The sequence below is a fragment of the Stenotrophomonas sp. Nf1 genome (genome assembly GCF_003028475.1).
GTDB lineage: Bacteria > Pseudomonadota > Gammaproteobacteria > Xanthomonadales > Xanthomonadaceae > Stenotrophomonas.
In genome coordinates, this window is the sequence record NZ_PYTV01000002.1 from 490253 (window position 1) to 517245 (window position 26993).

General features: G+C 68.1%; 21 protein-coding genes. 16 read left to right on the forward strand and 5 right to left on the reverse strand.

Features of this window, described 5'->3' with window-relative positions; all coding sequences use genetic code 11:
• Positions 1–39 precede the first annotated feature (39 nt).
• The 3 genes from C9412_RS06075 (at position 40) to C9412_RS06085 (ending at position 4775) form a co-directional block, all read left to right on the forward strand.
• Positions 40–2121 (forward strand): TonB-dependent siderophore receptor, encoded by a 2082-nt coding sequence (locus tag C9412_RS06075; RefSeq protein ID WP_107230799.1) that lies wholly within the window; start codon positions 40–42, stop codon positions 2119–2121.
• Positions 2122–2183: 62 nt separating this feature from the next.
• A complete protein-coding gene (locus C9412_RS06080; protein WP_258190020.1) occupies positions 2184–3956 on the forward strand; it encodes a chloride channel protein in 1773 nt (590 codons plus the stop codon).
• 102 nt (positions 3957–4058) lie between these two features.
• A complete protein-coding gene (locus tag C9412_RS06085; RefSeq protein WP_057495985.1) occupies positions 4059–4775 on the forward strand; it encodes an MgtC/SapB family protein in 717 nt (238 codons plus the stop codon).
• A 97-nt stretch (positions 4776–4872) separates the two neighbouring features.
• Here C9412_RS06085 and C9412_RS06090 read toward each other — a convergent pair whose 3' ends face one another.
• On the reverse strand, positions 4873–5274 hold the full coding sequence (locus tag C9412_RS06090; RefSeq protein ID WP_107230801.1) for a MerR family transcriptional regulator: 402 nt from the start codon (positions 5272–5274) through the stop codon (positions 4873–4875).
• Positions 5275–5337: 63 nt separating this feature from the next.
• On the opposite strand from C9412_RS06090, the gene C9412_RS06095 reads away from it, so the two are divergent.
• Positions 5338–6165, forward strand: a complete 828-nt coding sequence (locus tag C9412_RS06095; protein WP_107230802.1) for a class I SAM-dependent methyltransferase — start codon at positions 5338–5340, stop codon at positions 6163–6165.
• Positions 6166–6250: 85 nt separating this feature from the next.
• On the opposite strand, the gene C9412_RS06100 is transcribed toward C9412_RS06095, so the two are convergent.
• The 4 genes from C9412_RS06100 to C9412_RS06115 all read right to left on the reverse strand — a co-directional run bounded on the left by C9412_RS06100 (position 6251) and on the right by C9412_RS06115 (position 14446).
• On the reverse strand, positions 6251–6541 hold the full coding sequence (locus C9412_RS06100; RefSeq protein ID WP_057495982.1) for a hypothetical protein: 291 nt from the start codon (positions 6539–6541) through the stop codon (positions 6251–6253).
• A gap of 121 nt (positions 6542–6662) precedes the next feature.
• Positions 6663–7505 carry an OmpA family protein gene (locus C9412_RS06105; protein ID WP_107230803.1) on the reverse strand — a complete coding sequence of 281 codons (843 nt, stop codon included), beginning with the start codon at positions 7503–7505 and terminating at the stop codon, positions 6663–6665.
• A 61-nt stretch (positions 7506–7566) separates the two neighbouring features.
• Positions 7567–13230 carry an ESPR-type extended signal peptide-containing protein gene (locus C9412_RS06110; protein WP_107230804.1) on the reverse strand — a complete coding sequence of 1888 codons (5664 nt, stop codon included), beginning with the start codon at positions 13228–13230 and terminating at the stop codon, positions 7567–7569.
• 235 nt (positions 13231–13465) lie between these two features.
• Positions 13466–14446: a helix-turn-helix domain-containing protein gene (locus tag C9412_RS06115; protein ID WP_107230805.1), complete on the reverse strand. Its 981-nt coding sequence runs from the start codon at positions 14444–14446 to the stop codon at positions 13466–13468.
• Between the two features lie 690 nt (positions 14447–15136).
• On the opposite strand from C9412_RS06115, the gene C9412_RS06120 reads away from it, so the two are divergent.
• The 12 genes from C9412_RS06120 to C9412_RS06175 all read left to right on the forward strand — a co-directional run bounded on the left by C9412_RS06120 (position 15137) and on the right by C9412_RS06175 (position 26949).
• A complete protein-coding gene (locus C9412_RS06120; RefSeq protein ID WP_107230806.1) occupies positions 15137–15328 on the forward strand; it encodes a Flp family type IVb pilin in 192 nt (63 codons plus the stop codon).
• A gap of 89 nt (positions 15329–15417) precedes the next feature.
• Positions 15418–15963, forward strand: a complete 546-nt coding sequence (locus C9412_RS06125) for a prepilin peptidase (RefSeq protein WP_107230807.1) — start codon at positions 15418–15420, stop codon at positions 15961–15963.
• Positions 15960–16436 (forward strand): TadE/TadG family type IV pilus assembly protein, encoded by a 477-nt coding sequence (locus C9412_RS06130; RefSeq protein WP_107230808.1) that lies wholly within the window; start codon positions 15960–15962, stop codon positions 16434–16436. The genes C9412_RS06125 and C9412_RS06130 overlap by 4 nt, the downstream gene beginning before the upstream one ends.
• 23 nt (positions 16437–16459) lie before the next feature.
• A complete protein-coding gene (gene cpaB, locus C9412_RS06135; protein WP_107230809.1) occupies positions 16460–17500 on the forward strand; it encodes a Flp pilus assembly protein CpaB in 1041 nt (346 codons plus the stop codon).
• Between the two features lie 18 nt (positions 17501–17518).
• Entirely contained in the window at positions 17519–18877 is a 1359-nt protein-coding gene (locus C9412_RS06140) for a type II and III secretion system protein family protein (RefSeq protein ID WP_107230810.1), read from the forward strand.
• Positions 18878–18904: 27 nt separating this feature from the next.
• A complete protein-coding gene (locus tag C9412_RS06145) occupies positions 18905–20161 on the forward strand; it encodes a fimbrial protein (RefSeq protein WP_107230811.1) in 1257 nt (418 codons plus the stop codon).
• Complete coding sequence (locus C9412_RS06150; protein WP_107230812.1) at positions 20146–21495, forward strand: CpaF family protein; 1350 nt, start codon at positions 20146–20148, stop codon at positions 21493–21495. Before C9412_RS06145 ends, C9412_RS06150 begins: the two co-directional genes overlap by 16 nt.
• A 2-nt stretch (positions 21496–21497) precedes the next feature.
• Entirely contained in the window at positions 21498–22454 is a 957-nt protein-coding gene (locus tag C9412_RS06155) for a type II secretion system F family protein (RefSeq protein ID WP_107230813.1), read from the forward strand.
• Between the two features lie 28 nt (positions 22455–22482).
• Entirely contained in the window at positions 22483–23418 is a 936-nt protein-coding gene (locus C9412_RS06160; protein ID WP_107230814.1) for a type II secretion system F family protein, read from the forward strand.
• Positions 23418–24305 (forward strand): hypothetical protein, encoded by an 888-nt coding sequence (locus C9412_RS06165; protein ID WP_107230815.1) that lies wholly within the window; start codon positions 23418–23420, stop codon positions 24303–24305. The genes C9412_RS06160 and C9412_RS06165 overlap by 1 nt, the downstream gene beginning before the upstream one ends.
• Positions 24302–24787 carry a DUF3613 domain-containing protein gene (locus C9412_RS06170; protein WP_107230816.1) on the forward strand — a complete coding sequence of 162 codons (486 nt, stop codon included), beginning with the start codon at positions 24302–24304 and terminating at the stop codon, positions 24785–24787. Before C9412_RS06165 ends, C9412_RS06170 begins: the two co-directional genes overlap by 4 nt.
• 8 nt (positions 24788–24795) lie before the next feature.
• On the forward strand, positions 24796–26949 hold the full coding sequence (locus C9412_RS06175; RefSeq protein WP_107230817.1) for a TadG family pilus assembly protein: 2154 nt from the start codon (positions 24796–24798) through the stop codon (positions 26947–26949).
• Positions 26950–26993 lie beyond the last annotated feature (44 nt).

The window sequence follows — 26993 nt, forward strand, 5'->3', positions numbered from 1 at the left end:
GCAATAATTCTCATTTACGACCTTCCACGACCTGCACCGATGCCCACCCACGCCCCGCAACCGGCCCGCCTGCCGCTGGCCGCCGCTCTCGCCCTGTGTCTGCTCCCGGCCGCCACCGCCCTTGCCCAGGACGGCGCCACCACGCTGGACAGCATCCAGGTCTCCGGCAGCTGGCTGGGCACCGGCCTGCATGACAGCGTCAAGAGCTTCGCCGGCGCGCGCACCGTGGTCGACCGCCAGCGCATCGAGGCCAGCGGCGCGGCCAGCCTCGGCGATGCCATGCGCCGCATCCCCGGCGTGCAGGTCACCGACAACTCCGGCACCGCCGGCAGTTCGGTCTCGCTGAACATCGGCGTGCGCGGCCTCACCGGCCGCTACTCGCCGCGCTCGACCGTGCTGCTCGATGGCGTGCCGCTGGCAGTGGCGCCGTATGGCCAGCCGCAGCTGTCGTTCGCGCCGACCAGCCTGTCCAACATCGAGTCGATCGACGTCGTACGCGGTGGCGGCGCGGTGCGCTACGGCCCGCAGAACGTGGGCGGCATCATCAACTTCAGCACCCGTGCCATTCCCACCGGGGCCGGCCTGCACGGCGAAGCCGGCGTGCGTTACACCGCCTACGACCACGGCGGCGGTGACAGCACCCAGTACAACGCCTTCCTCGGCGGCACCGGCGACAAGGGGCTGGGCGCCGCCCTGCTCTACTCCGGCCAGGATGGCCGCGGCTGGCGCCAGGGCAGCGATGACCGCTTCAACGATCTGGCGCTGAAGTTCGCCTACGCCATCGACGAACAGCAGGAACTGCGCGCCAAGCTGTCCTACTACGACGTGCGCTCGTTGACCCCGGGCGGCCTGACCCGTGCGCAGTTCGAAGCCGATCCGTTCCAGAACACCCGGCCGACCGACTTCTGGAAGGGCCACCGCACCGGCATCGATCTGGGCTACACCAACACGTTGTCGGCCAACAGCGAGTTCGAGGTGCTGGCCTATTACAACGAAAGCACCCGCGCCAGCTCGCTGATCAACGCCGCAAACACCCAGCTGACCGTGCAGCCGCGCGACTACCGCGTGCTTGGCATCGAGCCGCGCTACACCCAGCGCCTGCACTGGGGCAGCACGGTGCATGACATCACCGCCGGCTACCGCTTCCTGCGCGAGCGCGGCAACGACCGCAGCTACACCGTCACCCGCCGCACCGGCGCGGCCAGTGCCACCACCCGCTTCGACAACGCCACCGATGCGCACGCCTTCTACATCGACGACCGCATCGCCGTCGGCCAGTGGCGGATCACCCCCGGTGTGCGCATGGAGTGGATCGACATGGACCGCCGCCAGGCCGGCGGTACGGCCACCTTCAGCAGCCGCAACGACAAGGCGCTGCCCTCGCTCAACATCGCCTACCTGCTGACCCCGCAGCTGACCGTGTTCGGCAACTACACCACCTCGTTCGGGCCGGTGCAGAACATCCAGCTCAATTCGCAGACGGCCAGCAACCCGCTGAACCCGGAAGTGGCCAAGACCACCGAGCTGGGTGCGCGCTGGCAGGATGGCGCGCTGCGCGCGGAAGTGACCGTGTTCAAGATGCGCTTCGACAACCAGATCCTGCAGGTGCCGGGCATCACCCCGCCGACCTTCCAGAACATCGGCGCCACCGACCACAAGGGCGTTGAGAGTGCCTTGGAGTACCACTTCGCCGAAGACAGCGCGCTGGCCGGGCTGGAGCTGTACGCCAACTACACCTGGACCAAGGCGATCCAGCAGTCCGGCGACAACCGCGGCCTGGATGTGCCGTTCTACTCGCGCGATACCGACAGCGTCGGCGCCCGCTACGCCCTGGCCGGCTGGACCTTCAACGTCTCCAGCACCCACCAGAGTGGTCAGTTCTCCGATGCCGCCAACACCTGGGCCGAGACCGCCGATGCGCGCGTGGGCCGCGTGCCCGGCGTGCGCCTGTGGAATGCACAGGTGGCCTGGCAGGTGCCGGGGCTGGGCGACAGCGAGATCGCGCTGGGCGTGAACAACCTGGCCGACAAGCGCTGGTACACCCGCAACGTCGATGGCAATGCCGGCCGCATGGTGGCCGCGCCGCGCACCTTCTACGTGCAGGGACGCTACCGCTTCTGAGCCGGTAGCCGCCCGATGCGGTGACGGTGGCACTCACGGTGGCGGCGTATCATGCCGCCACCATGTCATCGCCCGTTTCGCCATCGCGCCTGCATCTGGCCTTCCAGGGCCTGCGCCTGCGCCTGCGCGGCAGTGACCTGTGGTTCATCGCACTGGCGCTGCTGGTCGGGCTGATTGCCGGCTACCTGACCCTGCTGCAGTCGGGCCTCGCACGCTGGCTGCAGGGCGCGCTGTACGGGCTGGACGACGGCATGCGCCTGAGCTCGCTGCCCTCGCTGACCTGGACTGCGCTGCTGGTGCTGCCCCTGGGCGGCCTGTTGGTCGGCCTGGTCAGCCTGGCGGCGACCCGGCTCAAGCGCCCCCTGCTCGACGCGGTGGAAGCCAATGCGTTGCACGGTGGCCGCATGTCGATGCGCGACAACCTGATCGTGCTGACCCAGACCCTGCTGTCCAACGGCTGCGGCGCGTCGGTCGGGCTGGAGGCTTCGTACACGCAGATGGGTGCCGGCAGCGGTTCGCAATTGGGCCGGGTGATGCGCCTGCGTCGTAACGATGTGCGCATCCTGGTCGGCGCCGGTGCCGCCGGTGCCATCGCCGCCGCATTCGGTGCGCCGCTGGCGGGCGCGTTCTATGCGTTCGAGATCGTCATCGGCGCCTATACCCCCGCTGCGCTGGCACCGGTGGCGGTCGCCGCGCTGGCCGGCGCCTTCGTGGCCGACCAGGCCGGCATCGAGGCCTACCTGCTGCCTGCCGCCTCGACCATCGACGTGCGCGCCGCCGACTACGCCATCTACGGCCTGCTCGGCTGCTGCTGCGCGATGGTCGGCATTGCCATCATGCGGCTGATCGCCTCGATCGAAGGCACGGTCAAGCGCAGCCCGCTGCCCGCGTGGGGACGGCCGGTGGTTGGCGGACTGCTGCTGATTCCGTTGGCGCTGGCCAGCCCGCAGGTGCTGTCGTCCGGACATGGCGCGCTGCACCTGGACCTGACCACCCACCTGCCATTGATCTGGATCGGCGGCCTGCTGACCCTGAAGTGCCTGGCCTCGGGCATCTCGCTCGGCTTCGGCTTCCGCGGCGGCCTGTTCTTCGCTTCGCTGTTCATGGGCACGCTGGTGGGCGCGCTGTTCGCCGGCCTGCTGGGCATGGCCGCCGGCGTGCCGGTGGTCGATGCCACCTCGGCCGCCCTTGCCGGCATGGCTGCACTGGCGGCGGCCGTGGTCGGCGCACCGATGACCATGGCCATGCTGGTGCTGGAAGGCACCCACGACTTCCTGCTGTCCAGCGTGGTGATGAGCGCGGTGCTGGTCTCCAGCACGCTGGTGCGGCAATGGTTCGGTTATTCGTTCTCGACCTGGCGCATGCACCTGCGCGGCGAAACCATCAAGAGCGCCCGCGATGTCGGTTGGGTGCAGAACCTCAATGCTGGCCGACTGATGCGCAAGGGCGTAGCCACCGCCCCGTCCGACCTCGACACCGCCGCGTTCCGCCAGCGCTTTCCGCTGGGCTCGGGCACCCGGGTGGTCCTGATCGACAGCGAAGGCCACTACGCAGGCATCGTGCAGATTCCGCATGCCTATGGTGACGGCGTGAAGCCCGACACACCGATCGGCGAACTGGCGCAGAACCGCGATATCTCGCTGGCGCCCTCCTCCGACGTGGTCAGCGTGATGCAGCGCTTCGACCAGACCCAGGCCGACGAACTGGCCGTGGTCGGCGCCGACGGCCAGGTGCTGGGCGTGGTCTCCGAAGCCTTCGTGCGCAAGCGCTACGCCGAGGAACTGGACAAGCGCCAACGCGAGCTGATGGGCGAGCGCGTCGAGGACACCGACTGACCCCGAAAAAGGGGACGGAGGGGATTACGTCGTTTCTGGCGCATCCCGATATCCACGCGTGGCGTGGATCTACTGTCACGTCGGCGGAGTAGACTCCGGGCCATGCGCTTCATTGAAACCTTCCAGGCCGGCCCCTTCGCCGACACCGTGGTCAGCCTGCTGGCCGCCTTCGTGCTGGGCACGCTGATCGGCGCCGAGCGCCAGTACCGGCAGCGCACCGCCGGGCTGCGCACCAACGTGCTGGTGGCGGTGGGCGCCGCCGCCTTCGTCGACCTCGGAATGCGCATCGCCGGCAGCGCCGAGGCGGTGCGGGTCATTTCCTATGTGGTCTCCGGGGTCGGCTTCCTCGGCGCCGGCGTGATCATGAAGGAAGGCATGAACGTGCGCGGCTTGAACACCGCCGCCACATTGTGGTGTTCGGCGGCGGTGGGCAGCTGTACCGGTGCGGACATGCTGGCCGAGGGCGTGCTGCTGACCGTGCTGGTCATCGCCGGCAACACCCTGCTGCGACCACTGGTGAATGCGATCAACCGCATTCCGATCAATGAAGCTGCCACCGAAGCCACCTATGAAGTCCGTCTCAGCGTGGACGCCGAGGCCGTGCCGCGGGTGCGCGAGCGTCTGGTCGACGCACTCGAAGCGGCGCAGTACCCGGTCGGTGATGTGCAGGTGGTCGAGCATGCCGATGCGCCTACCGACGTGATCGCGGTGCTGGTCAGCACGGCGGTCAGTGCCGACGAGCTGGACGTGGTGCTGGCGCGGATGGAACAGGTACCGGGCGTGCTGCATGCCACGTGGGAAGTCAGCACCCGCGATTGATTCATCCACGCATGGCGTGGATCTACCGAGGTCGTGTGCGGGATGGATGCATTCTGGCGATGGCAGTAGATCCACGCCATGCGTGGATGCTGTTCGCTCACCCACCCATGCGCTGCTGCGCGCGCAGCAGTTTCCGGAACGAACTGCACTGGCGGGCATCGTGTGCCTGCGGGCAGGCGGCAGCGCGCTGAAGGTGGCGACGGACCCGCTGCAACTGAGTGATCTGTCGCTGCAGCAGCTCGGCCTGCGCCAGCAATGCGTCACGGTCCAGGGTGATGCAACCCTGCTGCGGCAACGACAGCCCAATCTGCTGCAACGACAGTCCGGCCGCCTGGCCCAGGCCGATCAGCGCCAACCGTTCCAGCACCTGCTCGTCGTATTGCCGGCGCAGGCCGCGACGGCCCAGGGTCTGCAGCAATCCCAACTGTTCGTAGTAGCGCAGGGTCGAGGCCGGCACGCCGCTGCGCCGTACCACCTCGCCGATATCCAGTTCACGCATGGGCTTGACCTCAAGTCGCCTTCAACCGCCAAGCTATGGGCAAGTTCCTGCCGAGACAAGGCCATGACCCGTACACCCCCTGTTGATCAGAACGCCCTGTGGAACGGCCCAGGAGGCCAGGTCTGGGTCACCCAGCAGGCCATCCTTGATGGCCTGTTCCAACCGATGGCCGACCTGCTCGCCGCCGAGTTGCCGCAGACCGTCACGCAGCTGCTGGATGTCGGCTGCGGTACCGGTGCCAGCCTGCTGGCCGCAGCCACTGCCCGCCCGTCTGCCCACTGCACCGGCCTGGACATCTCCGCACCCATGCTGGCGCTGGCCCGGCAGCGTGCGGACAGGGCCGGGCTGGAGGCAGACTTCATCGTGGCCGATGCCGAGCGGCACCCGTTGCCGTCCGCGCACTTCGATTGGATCCAGTCACGGCTGGGCGTGATGTTCTTCGAGGACACCGCCGCAGCCTTCAGCAACCTGCATCGCGCCGCACGGCCCGGCGCCGGCCTGCGCTTCATCGCCTGGCGCGGCGCCGACGAAAACCCGTTCATGACCACCGCCGAGCGCGCAGTGGGCACTGCACTGGCACTGCCGCCACGGATAGCAGGCGCGCCGGGACAGTTCGCCTTTGCCGATGGCCAGCGCGTGCGGCACCTGCTTCAGGTGTCTGGCTGGAAGCAGGCCGAGGTGGTGGCGGTTGAGGTGCCGTGCTCGATGGCGCGCGAGGATCTGCCGGCCTACGTCGGCCAGCTGGGCCCGGTGGGCCAGGCGCTGCGGGCACTGCCCGAAGCGCAGGCCGCCGCGCTGCGCGACCAGGCACTGGCGGCATTCGCACCGTTCGTCGAGGGCGACCGCGTGCGCGTGGACGCCGCCTGCTGGTTGATCCGCGCACGCGCCTGACACGAAAAAGGGGACGGAGGGGATTAAGTCGTTGATGGCCCAGTTGCGCCGAGAACGACTTAATCCCCTCCGTCCCCTTTTTGTTCTACAGCGCCTCGCCGGCGTCGGCCAGGCGCGATTCGATCAGCGCATACCACTGCTGCAGCACGTCGATCAGCATGTCCAGCTCGGCATCGGTGCGTTGTGCGCGGCCACTGCGCAGGCAGGCCTGCGCCTCCTGCAGCTGGGCGAGGAACCCGGCCACGGTATCGGCCTGCAGGATCAGGCCCGGCAGGCGCCGCCCGGGAATGCGCACCACCGCATGGTTGCCGAGTTGGCCGTACACGCTCAGCGTCGTTTCCGTCTTCATGGCAAGGGGCAGGAATTGGGCGTTCATGGCGTGCACCGTATGAAAACCTGAGCCGCCGGCAGGCGTGGAAGACGGGGGAGACGTTGCCACGACCTGCCGGCGATTCAGGGGGACTCGGGATGCCGGGGCACTGCCCCGGCACAGGACGTCAACGAGGCTGCGCGACCCCGGCAATCTGCACCCGCCGGTTCGGCGCCAGGCAGGCAATCAGTTCGCGGCGGTTGCGCTGCGCGCATTGCACCATCGGGTCGGCCGCGCCACGCCCTTCGGCGCTGATGCTGGCGGCCGGCACCCCGCCCTGCACCAGGGCGCTGCGTACCGCCTCGGCGCGGCGCAGTGACAACGCCTGGTTGTAGCTGGCACTGCCGATGCGATCGGTATAGCCGGTCACGCGGATGGACTGCACCTGGCTGGCCTCACGCACCTGCGCCAGGATGCCCTGCACGGCCTGTTGCCCTTCGCTGCTCAGCACCGCGCTGTCGAAGCCGAACAATGCATCGGCAGACAAGCGCAGGGGCTGTTCCGGCAGCGGCGCCGGAGGCGGCGGAGGCGGCGCCGGGGGCCGCGGCGGCTCGAGCACGGCGGCGCATGATTCGGGCTTCCAGTAGCCGCCCTGGGCAATGCCCTTGCTGTCGAAGCGCACCTGGAACTGGCAGGTGAAGTACTCCGCGCCCTGCGCCGTGCGGAAGTTGAACAGGTAGTTCCACTCGCGCACACCCCACATGCCTTCATTGAAATGCGGCGTCCCCAACAGCGTGTAGAGCTGACGCTTGCTCATGCCCGGCGCGAAACGGCGCAGGTCGGCAACGTCCGGATAGATACCTTCTTTCAGCGAGGCCTTCGATGCCTCCGGGAAGTGCACGGCGGTGGCTTCGGCCGGGCCGTCAGCGGCCGGTGCGTGGCTGCGGCAGGCGGCCAGCAGGCCGATTCCCAGTACCAGGCCCAGCGCGGCGGCAAGCTGGCCGGCGCGGGCGATGCGATGCTGATTCATGTCATTCCCCCTGTAGACGTTTCCGCGATGCCGGGCCGCCTCTGCGGCCCGGCGGCGGGGATCACCACTGGATGCCGGCGCCGACGGCCACACCGGCCTCGCCGCGGCTGTTGGTCGAGCCGCTGAACTTGTAGATCCAGCGCCCACCCTCGGAGACACCCGAGATACCCAGCGCGACACCGGACTCACCGTTGTAGCTGCCGGCCGCGATCGAGGCCATGCTGCGGCCCGCTTCACTGGGCTGCGGCAGCGCTGCAGTGGCCATCGCCGAGGCGATACCGGCCGAGGCACGGTTGTCGGTCTTGCGCAGGTCGCGCTCGAAGCCGCCCATGCGCTCGTCGGTGTAGGCCTTCGACCAGTCCAGGGTCTGCGCCATGCCCGACTTCAGCTGGTCCACGTTGACCGCGTCGGTGCCCGCGGTACCGGCGGCGACGTTGCGCACCGTGGTCGGGCCGCTGTTGGTGCTGCCCAGGGTGACGCTGTTGTAGTTGGTAGCACCGTTGACGGTAGTGTCGTAGCGGAGGGTGCCCTGCTGCGATGCCTGCAGCTGGCGCACGTTGACCGCGTCGGTCGCCTGGCTGCCATCGGCCACGTTGACCACCTGGCGCTCGGCCCCGCTGGCGCCGACCGAGACCGTGTTGGCCCGGTTGGCGACGGAGCCTGCACCCAGCGCCACCGAGTTGTCGGCCTGCGCCTGCGAGCCATTGCCCAGCGCGGTCGAGTTGGCTCCGGCTGCGGTGGAACCTGCACCACCGGCGGCCGAGTTGGCACCGCTGGCGGACGGATCAGCCAGGTTGCTGGTGTTGTTGGCGCGGAAGCTGCCGGCCACGTTGGTGATGTTCTGGATCTTCTGGTCGGTGTAGGACTTGGACTGGTCGATGGCGTAGTTCACGCCATTCTTCAGCTGGCCGACGTTGGTGGCGTCGTGGTCATCGGAACCATCGGCCACATGGGTGATCTTGCGCTCGCTGCCGGTGCTGCCCACCGACACTTCGCCGGCCGAGTTGCTGGCACCGGCCTGGCCATAGGCGGCGGTGTAGCCGCTCTGCGCACCCACGCTGGCCACCGATCCGGCACCCAGCGCGACACTGTTGCCCGCACTGCTGCTGGCACCGTTGCCGACCGCCACGCTGTTGGCGCCGGCGGCGCTGGCCTGCGGGCCCACCGCCACCGCTTCGGCGCCGGCGGCCGTTGCCGCCGCAGCCGTCGAGTTCACGGCCAGGTAGGCACTGGTGCCACCGTTGGTGATGCGCTGGTTGAGCACCCTCAGCGAGCCGTCCACCGCAGTGAAGGCGGCGGTGACATTGTTGTAGTCGCCGGTGCTGAAGGTACCGTCGGTCGCAATGGTGGAGATGCTGAACTTCGGCGCGGTCCACACGTTGGTGGTGCCGTTGTAGGCCGTGTCGCCACCGAAGTAGTTGGCGACGGTGCTGTTCGTACTGAACAGCTGGTCGCCGGTGATCGCATCACTGCTGCCGGCCAGGATGCTGCCGGCGGCGACGTTGGTCACCTTCACCGCACCGGTGCCGGTGCCCTTCAGCGAGACACTGTTGATCACGTTGCCACTGCCATCGACGTCGTACTTCACCGCCAGCTTGTCGATCTCGCCGGTCTGGTCGGCGACGTTGGCCAGCGAGTTGCTCACTGCATCGAAGGCGGTGCCGACGTCGTTGTAGCTGCCTTGGCTGATGCTGCCGTTGGCCGCGATGTTGTTGAGGGTATAGGTGGGTGCGGTCAGCACGCCGCTGGCATTGACCGCCGCGCCGCCACCGAGGTGGGTGGCCACCGCCTGGTTGGCGGCGAACAGCTGCGCACCATTGATGGCTTCGCTGCTGGTGGCGCTGACCTGGCCCGGGCCGAGGTTGCGCAGGGTGGTGGCCGTTCCGCTCTGGCCCAGCGTGGCGCTGGCGTAGTTGACGCTGCCATCGCCATTGAGGTCATAGCGCAGCGCGCCCTGCTCCGAGGCCTGCAACTGGCCAACGTTGACCGCATCGGTGGCTGCGGTACCGGCGGCCAGGTTGGTGACCTGGCGTTCGGCACCGGCTGCACCGAGCGAGACACTGTTGGCACGGTCGGCCAGGCTGCCGGCGCCGACCGCGATGCTGTTGGCGGCGGTGGCGCGGGCATTGGTGCCGACCGCGATCGAATCGGTGCCGGTTGCCAGTGCCTCGGTACCGGTCGAGTTCACCCGCAGGTACTTGGTGCCGCCGTTGCGGATGTCGGTGATCTGCGTATTGAGGTTGACCAGCGAGCCATCGACCGCCGCGAAGGCATCGGTGGTGTTTTCGTACAACCCCTTGGCAATGGCACCGGTGGTGGAGATCGTGCTGATCTCGAACAGCGGCGCGGTGAAGGCACCACTGGCCGGATCGAACGCAGCGCGGCCGCCGAAGAAGCTGGCGATGGCGGTGTTGGTCGCCGCAAGCTGCCCTCCGTTGACGGCTTCCAGGCTGCCCGCGGTTACCGCACCCGCAGCGAGATTGCCGATGGTGGTGGTGCCGGTACCGGCGCCGAGCGTGACGCGGCGATAGTTCGGATTACCCGCGCCATCCAGGTCGTAGGTCACCGCTGCAGCCGCCACATCGTTGATGAGGCTGATCGCGCCCTTCAGCTGGACCACGTTGACTGCATCGGTATTGGCACTACCGGCAGCAACATTGGTGATCTGGCGTTCGCCGCCACCGGCCGTACCCACCGAGACTTCACCGGCGGAGACCTGGGGAGCGGTCAGACCGTAGGCGGTGTAGCTGGCCTGTGCGCCGCGCAGTGCCGCCGAACGGTAGCCCAGGGCAACCGAATTGGCCTGGTTGGAGGTGGACTCGGCACCCAGCAGGGTCTGGCCGTTGGCGGTGCCGACGGCACTGTCGCCGACGATCACCGAATGGCCCATGCGCGCGGCATAGTCGGCCGTGGGCACACCGGTCGGGTTGCTCGGATCATTCACGCCATCGCCGGGGAAGGCCACGTTGGCATCGACCTTGGGCAGCTCGTGGCGTGCGTTGGCACCGATCACCACTTCCTTCGAGCCGTTGGCGAAGGCGCCATCGCCCATCAGCACCTGGTAGTCCTGCGCGGCATTGACCGCCCAGCAGGAGATGTCGGCCAGGGCGATATCCAGGCACTTGGCGGCCCAGGCCGGCGAATCCTTCGGCAGCAGCAGGCCCAGCAGGCCACCCGGATTGCCGTTGTTGATGTTGTAGATGTAGCTGTCGGAGGTGACACCACCGATCAGCGTCAGGTGCGAGCTGCCACCGGTGACGGCGCCGCCCAGCCCATTGAGCGTGCTGCCGACCGGCGACAGGTTGACCACGGGCAGGCCCAGCACGTTGACCGTCGAGTAGGTCTGCATCACGTTGGCATTGCTGAGCTTGAGGTTGCCGTTGCTCAGATAGCCGTTGCCGCCGAACAGGCTGGTGGTGGTCGGCCCGATCAGCTGGCCGACATTGCCGACCAGGCCACCGGTGCCGATGATCAGGCCCGCGTTCGGGTCGGCCGCAGCCGGGGCTTTCGGGCTGGTGGGCGGAATCGCGGAGGGCTTGGTCAGGCCAAGGCCGCTCAGCGTGCCACCGACCAGGCCACCCACGGCACTGCCGAGATTGCCGACGGTGCCGGTGAGATTGCCGTTGAGCAGATTGCCCACGGCACCGCCGACATTGCCGAGGGTGTTGCCAAGCAGCCCGCCCAGGCCGCCGGCCGTCGTGCCATTGAGCACGCCACCGACGGTCGTGCCGACCGTGCCGACCGCGTTGTTCAAGGTCCCGCCAACGGCCCCACCCACTGCACCCACTGAGTTATTGAGCGTGCCGCCCACGGTGCCGACGGTACCGTTCAAGGCACCGCCCACTGCGCCGCCGACAGCACCGACGGTGCTGCCGACTGCACCCACTGTGTTATTGAGCGTGCCGCCCACGGCACCACCCACGGTGCCAACCGTGCCGTTCAAGGCGCCGCCCACTGCGCCCACGGTGTTGTTGAGGGCTCCGCCCACTGCACCGCCGACAGCGCCAACCGTGCTGTTGAGCGTGCCGCCCACGGCACCACCCACGGTGCCAACCGTGCCGTTCAAGGCGCCGCCCACTGCGCCGCCGACAGCGCCGACCGTGTTGTTGAGCGCGCCGCCCACCGCACCACCCACGGTGCCAACGGTGCCGTTCAAGGCGCCGCCCACTGCGCCCACGGTGTTGTTGAGGGCTCCGCCCACTGCACCGCCGACAGCGCCGACAGTGCTGCCAACAGCGCCAACCGTGTTGTTGAGCGTGCCGCCCACGGCACCACCCACGGTGCCAACGGTGCCGTTCAAGGCGCCGACGGTGTTGTTGAGGGTTCCACCCACTGCGCCGCCTACAGCACCGACAGTGCTGCCAACAGCCCCGACCGTGTTGTTGAGCGTGCCACCCAGGGCACCACCCACGGTACCGACGGTACCATTCAGCGCGCCGCCCACTGTGCTACCAACTGCACCGACGGTACTGCCAACTGCGCCCACTGTGTTGTTGAGCGTGCCGCCCACTGCACCGCCGACGGCGCCGACAGTGCTGCCAATAGCGCCGACCGTGTTGTTGAGCGCACCGCCCACCGCACCACCCACGGTGCCAACAGTGCCGTTCAAGGCACCGCCCACTGCGCCCACGGTGTTGTTGAGGGTTCCGCCCACTGCACCGCCGACCGTGCCGACTGCACCGTTCAAGGTGCCACCCAGCGCGCCTCCGACCGTGCCGACAGTGCCATTCAAGGCACCGCCCACTGCGCCGACTGCGTGGCCGACGGCCGCTACGCCGCCGTTGACCAACCCACCCACGCCCAGCGCGCTGTTCTGCGCGGCAACGGTGGCCTGCCCGGCCAGCTTGAGATTGCGATCAGCCACCACTTCCTGCCCGTCCGGCGCCTGCACGCGCACCTTGCCGGCAACGCCGGTGTCGAAGGCGGCACGGATCGCGCGATCGTGCGTTTCACCCGGCAGTTCTTCCTTGGCCGGCAGCGCAGCGGCCACCACCGCCTTGGCCTGGCCCTGTCCGCTGATCGTGTGCCCGGCCAACGCCAGGCGCGCATCGGCGTCGCCGCCGACCGCCGCCTTCAGGCCGGACGGCGAACCGTCGGCAGGCCTGCCGACATCGGCCCGGAGCTGGGCCCCGGTGTCGATCGCGGCGATGGGATTGCCGGCAATTTTCACCTTGGCGCCAGCACGTGCGGCCGCACCCGTCTTCGCGCCCAGCGAGGCGTCGACACCGGCCGACGCAGCCACCGCACGACCCACGCCGACAGTGGCCCGCACGTCGGCGGCCAGACCCGGTACCGGCACCTGGCGCGGTGCCTGGTTCGCCGACAGCTTCACTTCCACGCTGGCCGGCAGGACGTCGCGCACCACCGGCAACGAAGCGGTGTTCAGCTGCAGGCCGACACGCGCATCGGCGCTGATCGCCGGGCTGCTCTGCGCCTGCCGGGCTGCGGCGGCCAAGGCCACCTCCGCGTCGATCTTGACCGGCATCGGCTGTGCGTACTTGGCGGCCAGCGCCTGTAGATCGCGCAACGATTGATTGGTTTCCGATGCGCCTGCGTGCCCACTGGCCAGCGCGCAAAGCAGTGCCAGCGCCAGGGTGGTGGGCATCAGCAGGAAGGCGCGCGGATCACGCGCGGCGCTGCCGCCGCTATCGCCGGTGGCCAGTTCCGAGGCCACAACCAGAGCATTGAGCTGGCGGTTCCATACACGCCGGTAGATGCGGTTCATGAGCATTTCCCCCGTAGACGAACAGCTGGAATGACAGTGGACTTGCCGCTAGGCAGGTGACTGACATTTCAGCGGTTGTCACGGCGGGCGCGCACTTCAATCCGGCACGGCAATCGCGCATTCCGGCAAATCCACGGCCGGAATCGGCAGCCGGTTATGCAGAAGCGGCAACGCTATCGGCAAGCAGATGGGCATTTCCGGCAGAAACCCGCCGGGAACCCTTGATACACCTGGCTCAGGCAGGTTGGCCGATCTGCGCGGGCGCGCGCATCAGGGTATCGCGTGGCAGCTCGCCGAATACCTTCCGATAATTGTCGGCGAAGCGCGAGAGATCCCACAGGCCGCAGCTGAGTGCGATGGCCTTGACCGAGCGGCGGCTGGAATCAGCCATCGACAGGCTGCGGCAGGCCGCGCACAGCCGCAGCATCGACAGGTAGCGGTTGGGTGAGGTTCCGAACAGATCTTCAAAGGCATAGCGCAGGCCGCGCTCGCTGACGCCAGCGGCATCGCAGATCTCGTTCATGTAGATATTGCGGCGCAGGTTCAGCCGCATGAAGTTCTCCGCCCGCTGCGCAATCAGATAATGCGTGCGTCGGGCACGGCTGCAACCCGGGCGATCAGCACTGCCGGCCGCCAGCAGTGCCTGCACGTGCTCATGCAGCAGGCGCTCGGTTTCCTCAGGCTGCAGGCCGGCGCCCTGCCCCAGCTCCAGGTGCAGCTGCTGGTAATGGCGTGCCAGCGGCGCCGTTTCGCTGGGCAGATTGAACAGGGAAAGTGCCTGGCCGGCCGGCGGCGTGTTGCGCAGGCTCAGCTCGGTCAGTTTGCGCTGCACGCGCGCCACCGGCACCAGCATCAGGGTCATGTGCGTGCCCGGGCTCAGGGTGAACTCGCTGATGCCTTCGGGCATCACGGTCAGCGCCATGCCGGTGGTCAGCGGCACGCCGTGGCACCAGCTCAGCGTCTCGTCGGTGGCGTGCAGGTAGCCCAGCATTGCCCAGTCCGGCGGCAGCATGAAGCGGCCGCGGCAATGGAACCCGCAGCTGATGCTGCAGAACAGGGCTTCCTCGTGTACGCGCGAAACGAATGCCGCCCGCGGCCCGTTGCCATCGAGCAGCAGGAGCTCGACATCACATACGCGAAGCACGCCGCTCAACGTCGCCAGGTCTATCGACCGCAGGTCGCCGTCGCCGCTGTCTCCCACCCCACCATCGACCATGACAGTGTTGTCCCCCGTTGATCCGCATTGCGTTGCGGCCCCCACTGCCTGACAGGGCGCGCAGCGTTCCTGGAACCGCCACTGCTGCCGGGCTGGCTGCCGCCGATGCGGCAAACACCATCCGGGTAACTACTGCACCTTGAATACGAGTATGCCCGATAATCCACGCCGGTAAACCCATGAACGGCATTGAACAAAATCGATACACAGGTGAAGAAAATGTCTTCGCCATTGGCATGATTTTCGCATGCGAAAACCATGCGGCACATTATCTACACATCGATGAATCGTTTTGGCGGAAAACGGATTTGCGTCACACAAACAGTATGAAGACTTAAGAGCCGGGCATTTTCTGCCGAATTTGCATATAGGTTCCGGTTGCAGCGCACCGCCATTCAGGCAAAGTCGATATCACGGTGATCGGGCCGCGCGGAAGCGGCCACACCCAGGGGGACAGCATGACCATGCACCGATCGCACGACCTTCCAACCCGCGGCCCGGCGCTGCGCGGCAGGGTGCGCGCGAAGGGTGTCCCATCTGGAGCCGATCACCCTGCTTGAGCACAGCGGGCCGTTGCCCGCAGTGCCTCCTCCGCCAGGATGTGCGGAGGTCCACGGACGATCCCGGCGGAGCCGGGCCACCGCCCAACGCAGGTGTCCTGTCGAAGACAGGTAGAGGGAGACAACCGTCATGAACGCTTCCATCCGCAGGTTCCTGAAAGAAGAAGACGGCGTGACCGCACTCGAATACGGGCTGCTGGCCGCGGTGATCGCCGGCGTCCTGATCGCGGTCGGCAACGACAAGATCAAGGGCTTCTTTGAAACCCTGTTCGACAACCTGTCCGCGCTCGCCACCAAGGCCTCCGGCTCCGCACCCAAGTAGTGCGTCGGCGCACAGGTCGCGGGCCTTGGCCCGCACGCGAAGACTTGGGCCTTGGACAGACCGTCCAGTGACGGACGATGGGGTGTGCGATGACACTGCTGGGATTGTTGGCCATCGGCGTAAGCCTGCGGATCGCCATCAGCGATCTGTATGCCCGTCGGGTGCCCAACGCCTGGCTGCTGGCGGCGTGCGCGATCTCCATTGCACTGATCATCGCCGGCCAGTTCAGCGCACCGCGCCTGCCGTGGGGTTCCCACGTCGCCGGCGCGGTGCTCGGCCTTGTCGCCCTGCTGCCGTACTACGCCATGCGCTGGATGGGGGCAGGTGACGTCAAGTTCTTCTCGGTGCTGGGGCTGATGCTGGGCTGGCAGGCATTGCTGCCGGTCTGGATCGCTGCAAGCCTGGCCGCGGGCCTGCATGCGGTACTCATTCTGGTTTCGCGGCAGCTCGGCGCCGCCCTGCCGCTGGGCCTGCAGGGCCAGGTCGACCGCGCCAGCGCGCAGTGGCAGTCGCACCCGGCGCTGCGCGACATGCTGGCCGCCCGCCAGGGACGGCGCGGCATTCCCTATGCCGCGTACCTGGCACTGTCGGCCATCGGCTGGGTCCTGGTACGCACCTACGGAGACGTGTCATGAGCAGGCGCAGTCCTCGTCGGCAACGTGGCGTGGTCAGCATCGAATTCGCACTGATGCTGATGCTCGGCCTGCTTCCGTTGCTGCTGTTCACCTTTTCCGGCGTGATGATCATGGCCGCGCAGCAGACCCTGGCCACCGCCTCGGCGGAAGGGGCCCGGGCGTCGTTGCGCTACGGCACTGCGGGCGAGCGCCGCACCGCAGCCTGCGTGGCGGCGCGCACCTCGATGCAATGGTTGTTGCAGTTTTCCAGGCAGGCGGTTGACTGCAGCAACGGCGGCAGCAACGCCATCGTGGTTTCGGCGCAGGCCCCCTGCGAAGGCCTCGCCACGGCGCAGTGCATGACAGTGACCGTCAGCTACGACTATGCCGCATCCCCTTTTCTGCCCGGCACCGCCACGCTCTACAAGTGGGTGATGCGGGCGCCCATCCGTAGCGTTGCGGTCGCCCAGCTCGACCTCGGCAGCGGCAACTGACGATCGGTACAGGAGACGCATCCATGCTCAAATTGACCCGCATCGCTGCCATCGGCCTGATCGGTCTGGCTGTGCTGCTGGCGCTGATCGCCTTCATGATCGGGCGCAAGCCGGATGCGCCTGCCACGGTCACGCCGACCGCGCACGGCCCGGCCGAGACGATCACCGTGGTGGAGGCCGTGGCCCGCCTGCCCGCCGGTGAACCGATCACCGCCAACGGACTGCGCCTGGCGCAACGCACCACGCCGGTGGCCGGTGCGGCCACCTCCCTGGCCGCCGTGGTCGGCAAGGTTCCCGTGCAGGACATCGCCGAAGGCACCGCCATCAGCGGCAGCGCACTGGCGCAGGGCTTCTCGCTGCAGCTGCGACCCGGCGAGCGCGCACTTGCGGTGCCGGTGGACGAGCTGGTCGGCGCGGGCAACCGCATCCTGCCGGGCGATTTCGTCGATGTCTTCCTGAACCTGCGCAATGCCCAGCCCAACGTCAGCAGCCCTGGCGAGGCCGCGCAGACCCGTCTGCTGCTGTCGCGCCTGCGCGTGCTGAGTTACGGCCAGCAGGACATCGCACCCGTCGCCACCGAGGTCGCCGACAGCAGCGGTACCGACGCCCGCAACGACCCGCGCGCGGCCGATATCACCAGCGGCAGCACCAGCAGCCACGGTAGTGCCAGCGAAGCCACCCAACCGGCGCGCAGCGCGGTGCTGGCCGTGCCGGTGGCCGATGCCAACCGGCTGCTGCTGGGCGCCCAGCAGGGCAAGCTGTTCCTGGCGCTGCGCAATCCCGCCGATACCGGCTTGCCTGATCTCGCCCTGTTTCCGCAGTCGCGTGGTGTGATCGATCCGATGCGCGGGCTGGATGCGGAGCAGCAGCTGGCGCTGCAACGCCCGGAAAACCATGCCTTCGCGGGCCTGGACAGCGATGCGCTGGCCGGTCGCAGCGCCGCTCCGGCGCGCACCACCAACGATGGCCCCGCCCGCGCACCGGCCCCACGTCGCAGCGCCCCGCGCGCGTCGGGCATCGAAATCATCCGCGGCGACAGCTCTACGCCCCGCGGCTCCCTCTGACCTGCATCGAGCGCCTCCATGACCGAACGTCGCCGCAGTCCACGCCCCTCCACCCGCCAGCGCTGGCTGGCCCTGCTGCTGGTGCTGCTGGCACCGGCAACGAGCGTGGCCGCCGACGATCTGGTGCTGCAGGCGCGCGAGCAGCGCCCCTGGACCCTGCCGGCGGATCTGGAGCGGGTCGCCATTGCCGACCCCGGCGTGGCCGACCTGGTGATGCTGCGCGGCCAGCGCCAGGCACTGTTGGTGGGCAAGATGCCCGGCACCACCACCCTGCTGCTGTGGCACCGCAAGCAGGCCGAACCGCAGCGCGTGCAGGTGCGCGTGCAGAGTGCGGTACAGGGTGCAGCCGGCAGCGGCGGCAACGATCTGCTGTTCACCCAGCAGGACCAGCAGGGCCTGTTGCAGGGAAGCACCGACAGCATGCTTTCGCACATGCAGGAGCAGCGGACCGCGGCGATGGCGCTGGGCAAGGACGGCGCGCTGGTGGATGCCTCCACCATCAGCAGCGGCGGGGTCGTGCAGGTTGAAGTGAAGGTGGTGGAATTCAACAAGACCGCCATGAAACAGATCGGCATCAACTTCCAGAACCGCAACGGCGGCTTCGCCTACGGCTTCGCGCGCCCCGGCTCCACGCTGCCGGGCAATACCGGCCTGCTGCCCGGCATGACCGAGGGCGAAAGCAGCAACGAAGCCAGCTCGCCGATCTCCTCCGCCTTCCGTCTGGTGTTCGGATCCACCAAGGGCCTGTGGAACGCCGACGTCGAACTGCTGCAGAGCAATGGCATGGCGCGCGTACTGGCCGAGCCGACACTGGTTGCGCTGTCCGGGCAGAGCGCCAGCTTCCTGGCCGGCGGCGAGCTGCCGATCCTGGAGCCGCAGGGCCTGGGTACCACCACCATCACCTACAAGCCGTTCGGCATCGGCCTGACGGTCACGCCCACGGTGCTGGCGCCGAACCGCATCGCGCTGAAGGTGGCACCGGAGGCGAGCGACCTGGACTACAGCAACGCCATCGTGCTCAACAACGTGCAGATTCCTTCGATCACCACCCGTCGCGCCGACACCACCGTCGAGCTGGGTGATGGCGAGAGTTTCGTGATCGGTGGGCTGGTCAGCTCCAACATCGTCTCCAACGTCAACAAGATCCCGTTGCTGGGCGATCTGCCGATCATCGGCTCGTTCTTCCGCAATTTCGACTACAAGCGCCAGGACAAGGAACTGGTGATCATCGTCACCCCGCGCCTGGTGCAGCCGCTGGCACGCAACACCGAACTGCCGCTGCCCGGCGAGCGCGAAGCCAAGCCGAACCTGCCCGAGTGGGGCGCCTGGCTGCTGGGCCCGGTGAGCCGGGACCCGGTGCCGGGCTTCTCGCGCTGATTCCCCAATGCCTGCGACCCCACGCCCATGCCCTACGCCACCGCCCAGACGCTGCATCCGCAAGGCCCGCCGATGAACCTGGTCCTGTACGGGATGGATCGCGAGTTGCTGCCCCGGCTGGCGGCCAAGCTGCCACCGACCACCACCCTGCATTGGCAGGACAGCGGCGCACCGACCTCCGCACAGGACCTGCAGCGCGGTCCGCAAAGCCTGGTACTGCTGGACTTCAGGCCCGAACATGCGGCGGCGTCCAGCGTGCTGGCGCAGCAGTTGCAGCAGACGCAGCCGGAGCTGACCCTGGTGGCGGTCGGGGCCACCGGTGCCGGCCAGGTCGAAGGCGTGGTCATCGCCCTGCGCGCCGGCCTGCGCGATGTGCTGGATCTGGACAGTGACAATGCCGGCATCGAGGCGGCGCTGCGCCGTGCCCTTTCGCCGCGCCCGGCGGCGGTGGCGCAGCACGCGCACAAGGCACGCCTGATCGTGCTGCTGGGGGTGCGCGCCGGAGTCGGCACCAGCACCCTGGCCGCGCATCTTTCGGTGCTGGCACAGCAGACCCGTGCGCTGGCCCAGGGCGACGGCGCGCAGCAGGATGGCCTGCTGGTGGAACTGGCACAGCCCTCCGGCGACCTGGCCCTGTATCTCAACCTGGACAGCCGCTTCCACTATGAGGATGCGCTGCGCAATGCCAGCCGCATCGACGCCACCCTCGCGCGCACGGCGATGGCCCGCCACGACTCGGGGCTGGTGCTGCTCGACCGCGCCAGCGGCAGCGATGCGTTGCCACCGTCCGACCCCGGCGCGCTGCTGCAGCGCCTGCGCGCGGTGTTTTCCAGCGTCCTGTGCGACGCCGGGGGCTGCCCGCTGCGGCAGCTGCCGCCGTTGCTGCTGGACCAGGCCGATGAAATCTGGCTCATCACCGACGCATCGATCGCCACCCTGGTTTCGCTGGACCAGGCGCTGAAGCATCTGGCCGGACAACGTGAGCGTGAGAAGCGCCTGCAGCTGGTGATCAACCGCCATGACGACAGCAGCGGCATGAGCCCGGAACAGATCGCGCGGCGCTTCGAGGTTCCGTTGCTGGCCACCCTGCCCGAACGTCCGCGTGTACGACTGGCTGCCAGCCAGGGCCATCTGCTGCTGCAGGATGCACCGCGCGACCCTTATCTGCGTGCCCTCGCCCCGCTGGTCTCGCGCCTGGATCCGGCAGCCTGCCCGGTCCAGGCACAGGGCCTGCGGGAAAGACTCTCCCTTGCTCTGGGTGGATCGCAATGGAAGACAAGGTAACTCCGTTCCCGCACGCCGTGGCCCGCCCGATGCAGCCTGAAAGTGCGCCGGGCCACCTGCCGTTCGCGCAGACCGAGCAGTACCAGAAGGTGCTGTCGGCCGCGCATGAGCACCTGCTCAACAGCATCGAAGACGAGCGCATCGATATCGACTCGTGGGCCCCGGACACCATCGCCCGTTGGGTGCAGGTGCAGACCGTGGGCTTCATCCAGGAATGGCGCATCCCGATCAACGAAGAGGAGATGCAGGTGGTTGCCGAGGGCCTGGTCAAGGAATTGACCGGTTTCGGGCCGCTGGACGATCTGCTGCACGACCCGTCGATCGAAGACATCCTGATCAACGGCTTCAAGGATGTGCACGTTTCCCAGGGCGGCCAGCTCAAGCGTGCCACGCAGCGCTTCACCGATGACACGCATCTGCTGCGCATCCTGCGCCGCATTCTTGCCCCGCTCGGCCGCCGCCTGGACGATTCCAACCCGATGGTCGACGCGCGCCTGCCCAACGGCGGACGACTCAACGCGATCATCTCGCCCTTGGCCGTGGATGGGCCGATGGTGTCCATCCGCAAGTTCCGCAAGGACCCGTTCACGCCTGACGAACTGCTCGCCAAGGGCACCTTCGATGCCCCGATGCAGGCGTTGCTGAAGGCCATGGTCCTGGGCCGCTGCAACATCCTGGTGTCAGGCGGCACCAGCTCGGGCAAGACCTCGCTGCTCAACGCACTGGCCAGCTATGTGCCGGCCAACGAGCGGGTGATCACCGTGGAAGACACCGCCGAGCTGTCGCTCAACCATCCACACGTGGTGCGCCTGGAAAGCCGCATCGGCGGTGCCGAGGGCCAGGGTGCGGTGAGCATCCGCGATCTGGTGCGCAACAGCCTGCGCATGCGCCCCGACCGCATCGTGGTGGGCGAAGTGCGCGGGGCCGAGGTGCTGGAAATGCTGCAGGCGATGAACACCGGCCACGATGGCTCGATGGCCACCATCCATGCCAATTCGCCACGCGACTGCCTGTACCGCATCGAGATGTTGGCCGGGTTCGCCGGCTTCCAGGGCAGCGAGGACAGCCTGCGCCGACAGATTGCCAGCGCCATCGACTTCATCGTGCAGATCTCGCGCCTGGGCAGCGGCCGCCGCGTGCTGGTGTCGATCACCGAGATCACCGGCGTCAGTGACAACCTGATCACCACCCAGGAGATGTTCCGTCACGAAGTCCAGATCGACGGCACGGGCCGCGAAACCGATCGCTGGATCGGCCTTGGCTTCCATCCCCATTCGCACAAGCTGGAGCCGTTCCGGCAGCAGCTGCGCGAATCGCTGTACGGAGACTTCTGAGCATGGGTGCCGGCCTGCTGCTGGGTGTGCTGAGCATCATCTCGGTGCTGCTGGCGCTGGCGGCATGGCTGTGGGGTACGGCCAGCAGCCGTGAGCAGCGCCAGGCCTCGTTGCAGCACACCGAGCAGCAGCTGGCGCGCGGCAGTGGCGCCGGCACGGTGCCGGCCGGTGCGTCCATCGGCGCTGCCAACGATCCGGCCCGCCCGGCGTCCAGCAGCCGCCGTGGGCTGCCCTGGGATGGGCTGCTGCAACGGGCTGGGCTGGCCCCGGGCTGGAAACTGCCATTGCTGCTGGTGGTGCCCGGGGTGGTGCTGTCGGTGGTCGCCGCGATGCGGCTGGGAACAGCGTGGATGTTCCCATTGACCCTGCTGCTGTACCTGCTTGGCTGCTGGCTGTGGGTGATGCGGCGGATCACCAAGCTGCGCGCGCAGCTGCTGCACCAGATGCCCGACTTCCTCGACAACCTGGTACGCCTCACTGCGCTGGGCAACAGCCTGCAGGCCGCTTTCCAGGTCGCCTCGATGCAGACCAGCGCCCCGCTGCGCGGCCTGCTCGACACCACGGTGCGCTATGCCCGCAGCGGCATGGATCTGGACCGAGCGCTGGGCCTGGCCGCGCAACCCTACCGCATGGACGTGCTGAAGGTGTTGGCGGTGGTGATCGGTGTGAGCGTGCGCATCGGTGGACGCGCCGACCAGATCCTGCAGCGCATGGGCGACTTCATGCGCGACCTTGAACAGGCCCAGCAGGAACTGGCGGCGACCACCTCCGAAACGCGCATGTCGGCCTGGGTGCTTGGCCTGCTGCCGCCGGCCAGCGCGGTACTGATGGCCATTTCCAGCCCCGAGTTCTTCCAGCCGGTGCTGCACGATCCGCTCGGCCACAAAGTGCTGCTGATCGCCCTGGGACTGGAGCTGGTCGGCGGCTTCCTGCTGTACCGACTGGCCAAATCGCTATGAACGCCTGCTGCCGCCCGGAGGGTGCCCGATGAGTGCCAGCGTCTGGTTCATGCTCTCGCTGCTGGTACTTGCCGCTGGCGTGGCCCTGCTCGGCATCGCCGGCTGGATCCGCAGCGACCGCGAACAGCGCACGTCTTCCACCCTGAAGACCGCACTGCAACCGCGCGACGAAACCCGCGAGGCCGAGGCCACGCGGCGCGATTCGCTGGGCTGGCTGGAACGTTTCGGCCGTGCGCTCAGTGGCGGCCGCCTGGAGGCCGCGCTGCTGGCCAACGAGGACCGCCTGCTGCTGGACCTGGCCGGCTGGAACACCCGCCGCGGCACGGCCATCTACCTGGGCCTGCGCCTGCTGCTGGCGCTGCTGGTACTGGCACTGGCACTGGCCTTCAGCGATGCGCAGGGCCTGGGCAAGGTCATGGTGGTGATCGGCGCACTTGCCGCCGGCCTGCTGTTGCCCAAGTTCGTGCTGTCTTCGTGGGTCAAGCGGCGCCGGCGCGCGGTCGACAACGAACTGCCGCTGCTGATCGATCTGCTGCGCCTGCTGCAGGGTGTGGGGTTCAGCATGGACCAGAGCCTGCAGACGCTGGGCGACAAGCTGCGCGATGCACTGCCGGTGCTGGGCGGTGAACTGCAGGACGCCAATGTGGCCTACACCCACGGGCGCACCCGCGCGCAGTCGCTGCGGCGGCTGAGCGAAGTCTACGGCGATGACGACCTGGCCAGCCTGATGCAGCTGATCCTGCAGGTGCATGCGCACGGCGGCGCGGTGCAGGAGCCGCTGCGGCAGTTCAGCATCCGCCTGCGCGAGCAGCGCCGGAACACCTTGAAGGAGAAGGTCGGCAAGCTGTCGGTGAAGATGACCGTGGTGATGATGCTGACCCTGTTGCCAGCCCTGATGCTGGTGCTCGCCGGTCCGGCGCTGGTTGCGCTGGCCACCACCATGTCCAAGATGGGATCTGCCTGATGCCTGCCCTGCGCACCACCTGCCTGCTTGCCTTCAGCCTGGCCACCCTGGCCAGCGGCTGCGCCTCGACCACGCCCAAGTACCTGCGTGCGCCCACCCTGGCCGCCCCCGAACCCGCCCCGCAGGACAGCCGCAACGCCTACCTGGAGCTGATCGGGCGCATGCAGCAGCAGGGCGCCTGGTATGCCTCGCTGGCCCACGTCGATGCGTTCCGCCAACGCTATGGAGATCCCCCGGCACTGCGCCTGCTGCAGGCCGACGCGCTGCGCGAGACCGGCCAGGCCGATGCTGCCATCGCCTTGTATCGCGAGCTGTCCAGCGGGCCGCAGGCGGCGGCGGCCGCGCACGGGCTGGGCCTGATCGCCGCCCGTCGCGACGATGATGCCGGCAGCGAACAGGCGCTCGAACGCGCCACCCAGCTGCAACCGTTGAATACCGACTATCTCGGCGATCTCGGCTACGCCCGCCTGCGTGCGGGCCGGTTCGAGCAGGCCCGCGAGCCGTTGGCCAAGGCGCTGGAACTGTCGCCCGGCAACGCCAAGGCCACCGCCAACCTGGCGCTCTGGGCAGTACTGCGCGGCGACAGCGCCACCGCCGAGCGCCTGGTTGCGCAGGGCAACCTCAACGAGGACACCCGCCGCAGCATCCAGCAGCAGGCCCAGCAGATCCGTCTGCGCCTGCAACAGCGAAGCACATCTGTGGCGACAGAAACAACGGCACCCGACCGTGCCATCGCCGCTGCCGCACCCGAGCGTGCCGGCAGCAGCACCCGGTTCGCCGCCGAACCGCGCCGTGAGCAGCGCGACACGCGCGATCCGCAGCGCCTGCCCCCCTCGATGCTGGAACGCTTCAGCACCGCCACCCCCACAACTGGGAATACGCCATGACCGCGACGCCTCTGATTCGACGCCTGCTGCCTGCGCTGGCGTGTGCACTGGTCGCCAGCGTCGTACACGCCCAGCAGCCGCCGCTGACCGGGCAGATGCTGGGTGGCCCGGCTCCGGCTCCGGCTCCGGCTCCGGCACCGACTCCGCAGCCGATGCAGGCCGAAACAGTGGCAACGGTGGATCTGACCGCACCGGCCACACCGGCCGCGCCGCCGCCGGCCATGGCGCCGGCGCCGCTGGCCGAGGCCGCAGACAGCCCCCTGCCCGCGCCTGCCCGCGAGCCGCTGCGCGACGGCGACACCACGCGCAACCTGTTCCGCCTGCAGGCGTCCGGGCAGCGCGCCGGGCAGCGGCTGCCGATCCTCGGCGACCAGGCCACGCTGAGCTACGCCCGTTACCTGAAGAGCTTCGAACACGAGATTCCCGACTTCTTCGAAACCGATGTCGCCAGGTCCAAGGACGCATCCTCATCCGGACGCTGAGGTAGGCCATGAGACGCCCCCGCCAGTTCAGCTTCAACCGCCCACGCGGCGGCATGTCGATCACCATGATGCTGGTCATGCTGTCGATGCTGGCCATGCTCGGCCTGATCGAGATCGGCTACCTTTTCTGGGCCAAGCGTGATGCACAGAAGGTGGCCGACCTGGCCGCGCTGGCCGGCGCGCAACGTCTGGAACTGTGCAGCGCGGACAACAGCGACAACAGCGCCGCACGCCAGAGCGCGGTAACCCAGAACGGCTTCGCCGGCACACTGCAGATCCGCTGCGGCAACTGGAGCGCCAGCCGCGGCACCGGCAATCGTTTTGCCGCCACCGTGGACGCCAGCAACCCGCGCAATGCCGTGCAGGTTGTCGCCGAGCGCAGCGTGCTGCCGTTCTTCGGCCAGAACACGAGCCTGCCCACGGTCAGCGTGGAGGCGGTGGCCCGCCGCTCCGAACCCACCGCAGTGTTCGCGGTCGGCTCGCAGCTGCTGCGTACCAAGGGCGACTCGTTGCTGCTGTCCACCCTGCGCATGGTCGGCCTGGATGTGACCAACGCCACTGTGCTGTCCTACGACGGCCTGGCCCAGGCCAACGTCACCCCGTCGGGTCTGTTGAAGGCATTGAACATCCCGGTCACCGCCAACCTCAGCGTGGCCGACTTCAATCGACTGCTGTCGGTGAACAAGATCTCGCTGGCGCAGCTGGTCGACGCCACCGCCACCGTGGTCGGCCGCGATACCACGGTCGGCCTGCAGCTGCGGGCGCTGTCGGATCTGGTCGCCACCCAGCTGGACATCAACAAGCTCAACATCGTGCTCGGCAGCCAGTCCGGCGGCGGCGGTCTGTTCGCCGAGGTCGTCTCGCCCGACGGTACGGTCGGTAGCGCGCTGGAATCACAGATCAACGTTCTCAATCTGGTCACCACCGCCATCTCCATCGCCAACGCCGGCAACGCCGTCACCGTGCAGGGCCTGAACCTGCTCGGCATCAACGTGCAGGCAGGCGTGGTCGAACCCCCGTCGATCGCGATGGGCGGCGTCGGCACCCGCGCCTACAACGCCCAGGTGCGGCTGATGGTGGATGTGGACAGCAACAATCTGTTCGCGCTCGGCCCGCTGCTGAATCTGCTGGGCACGCGACTGCACCTGCCATTGCACGTGGACGTCGCCAACGCGATGGGCACGCTGACCGGCATACAGTGCGGCGCCAGCCCGCAGAAGGCAACCATCCAGGTGGACTCTTCGGTGCTGCGCGCCTGCGTGGGCAATGTTGCGCCCGCGCAGCGCTTCTCCAAGAGCAATGTCTGCGACGCCACGCTGCAGAACGAGCAGCTGTTGAAACTGCTCGGCCAGCCATTGATCACCGACAAGATCACCCTGCCGGCGCTGACCAGCTCGCAGAGCCTGACCCTGGCTGCCGGCGAGACCGGCTCGACCCAGATCAATCCGTTGGCCCTGGGCAACGCGGTCTCCGACCTGGTCAATGAACTGCTGCGCGTGCTGTCGGGCATGCTCAGTTCACCCAAGCAGGGCATGAGTGCCAACGACACCGCCAAGGCGCTTGCTGATCGCTATCTGCAGGCCACCTTCCCGCCCAACACCCGCTATGACGTGGACAAGCTGATTCCCCTGCTGCGCGACGGAGACCCCAGCCGGCAACTGGCGCCGCTCAACAGCTGGAACGTACCCGGTGGGCTGCCCTATGCGTGCGGACTGTTGAACCTGGCCACCTGTCACAAGGACGGCCCGGTCTGGGATGCGTTCAAGGTGACGGTGACCGGTCAGGGGCTTGGCGTCCTCGACGGCCTGCTCGGCTCCCTGGTGGGCGGCCTGCTGATCAACCGCTGCGACAGCCTGCTCGGCAACCTGATCGACTACAACGGCTGCGTGCGCAACAACCTGGCCTCCTACATCCAGACCGCGCCGGCCGGTTTCCTCGACGGCACCGGCGGCAGCGGCGTCACCAATCCCGACGGCACCGTCAGCTGCAGCGGCCTGCTGTGCACGCTGCTCAAGCCGGTGCTGGCCGCACTCAAGCCGGTCCTCAACAGCGTCGGCACGCTGCTGACCAACCTGCTGGCCAATGTGCTGGGGCTGGAGCTGGGCCGCACCGATGTCAACGTGCAATCGATCCAGTGCAGCGCTGCGCAACTGGTGTATTGAGCCGTGACGGGCGCCCTTGGCGGCGCCCGTACCCATGCTAGACT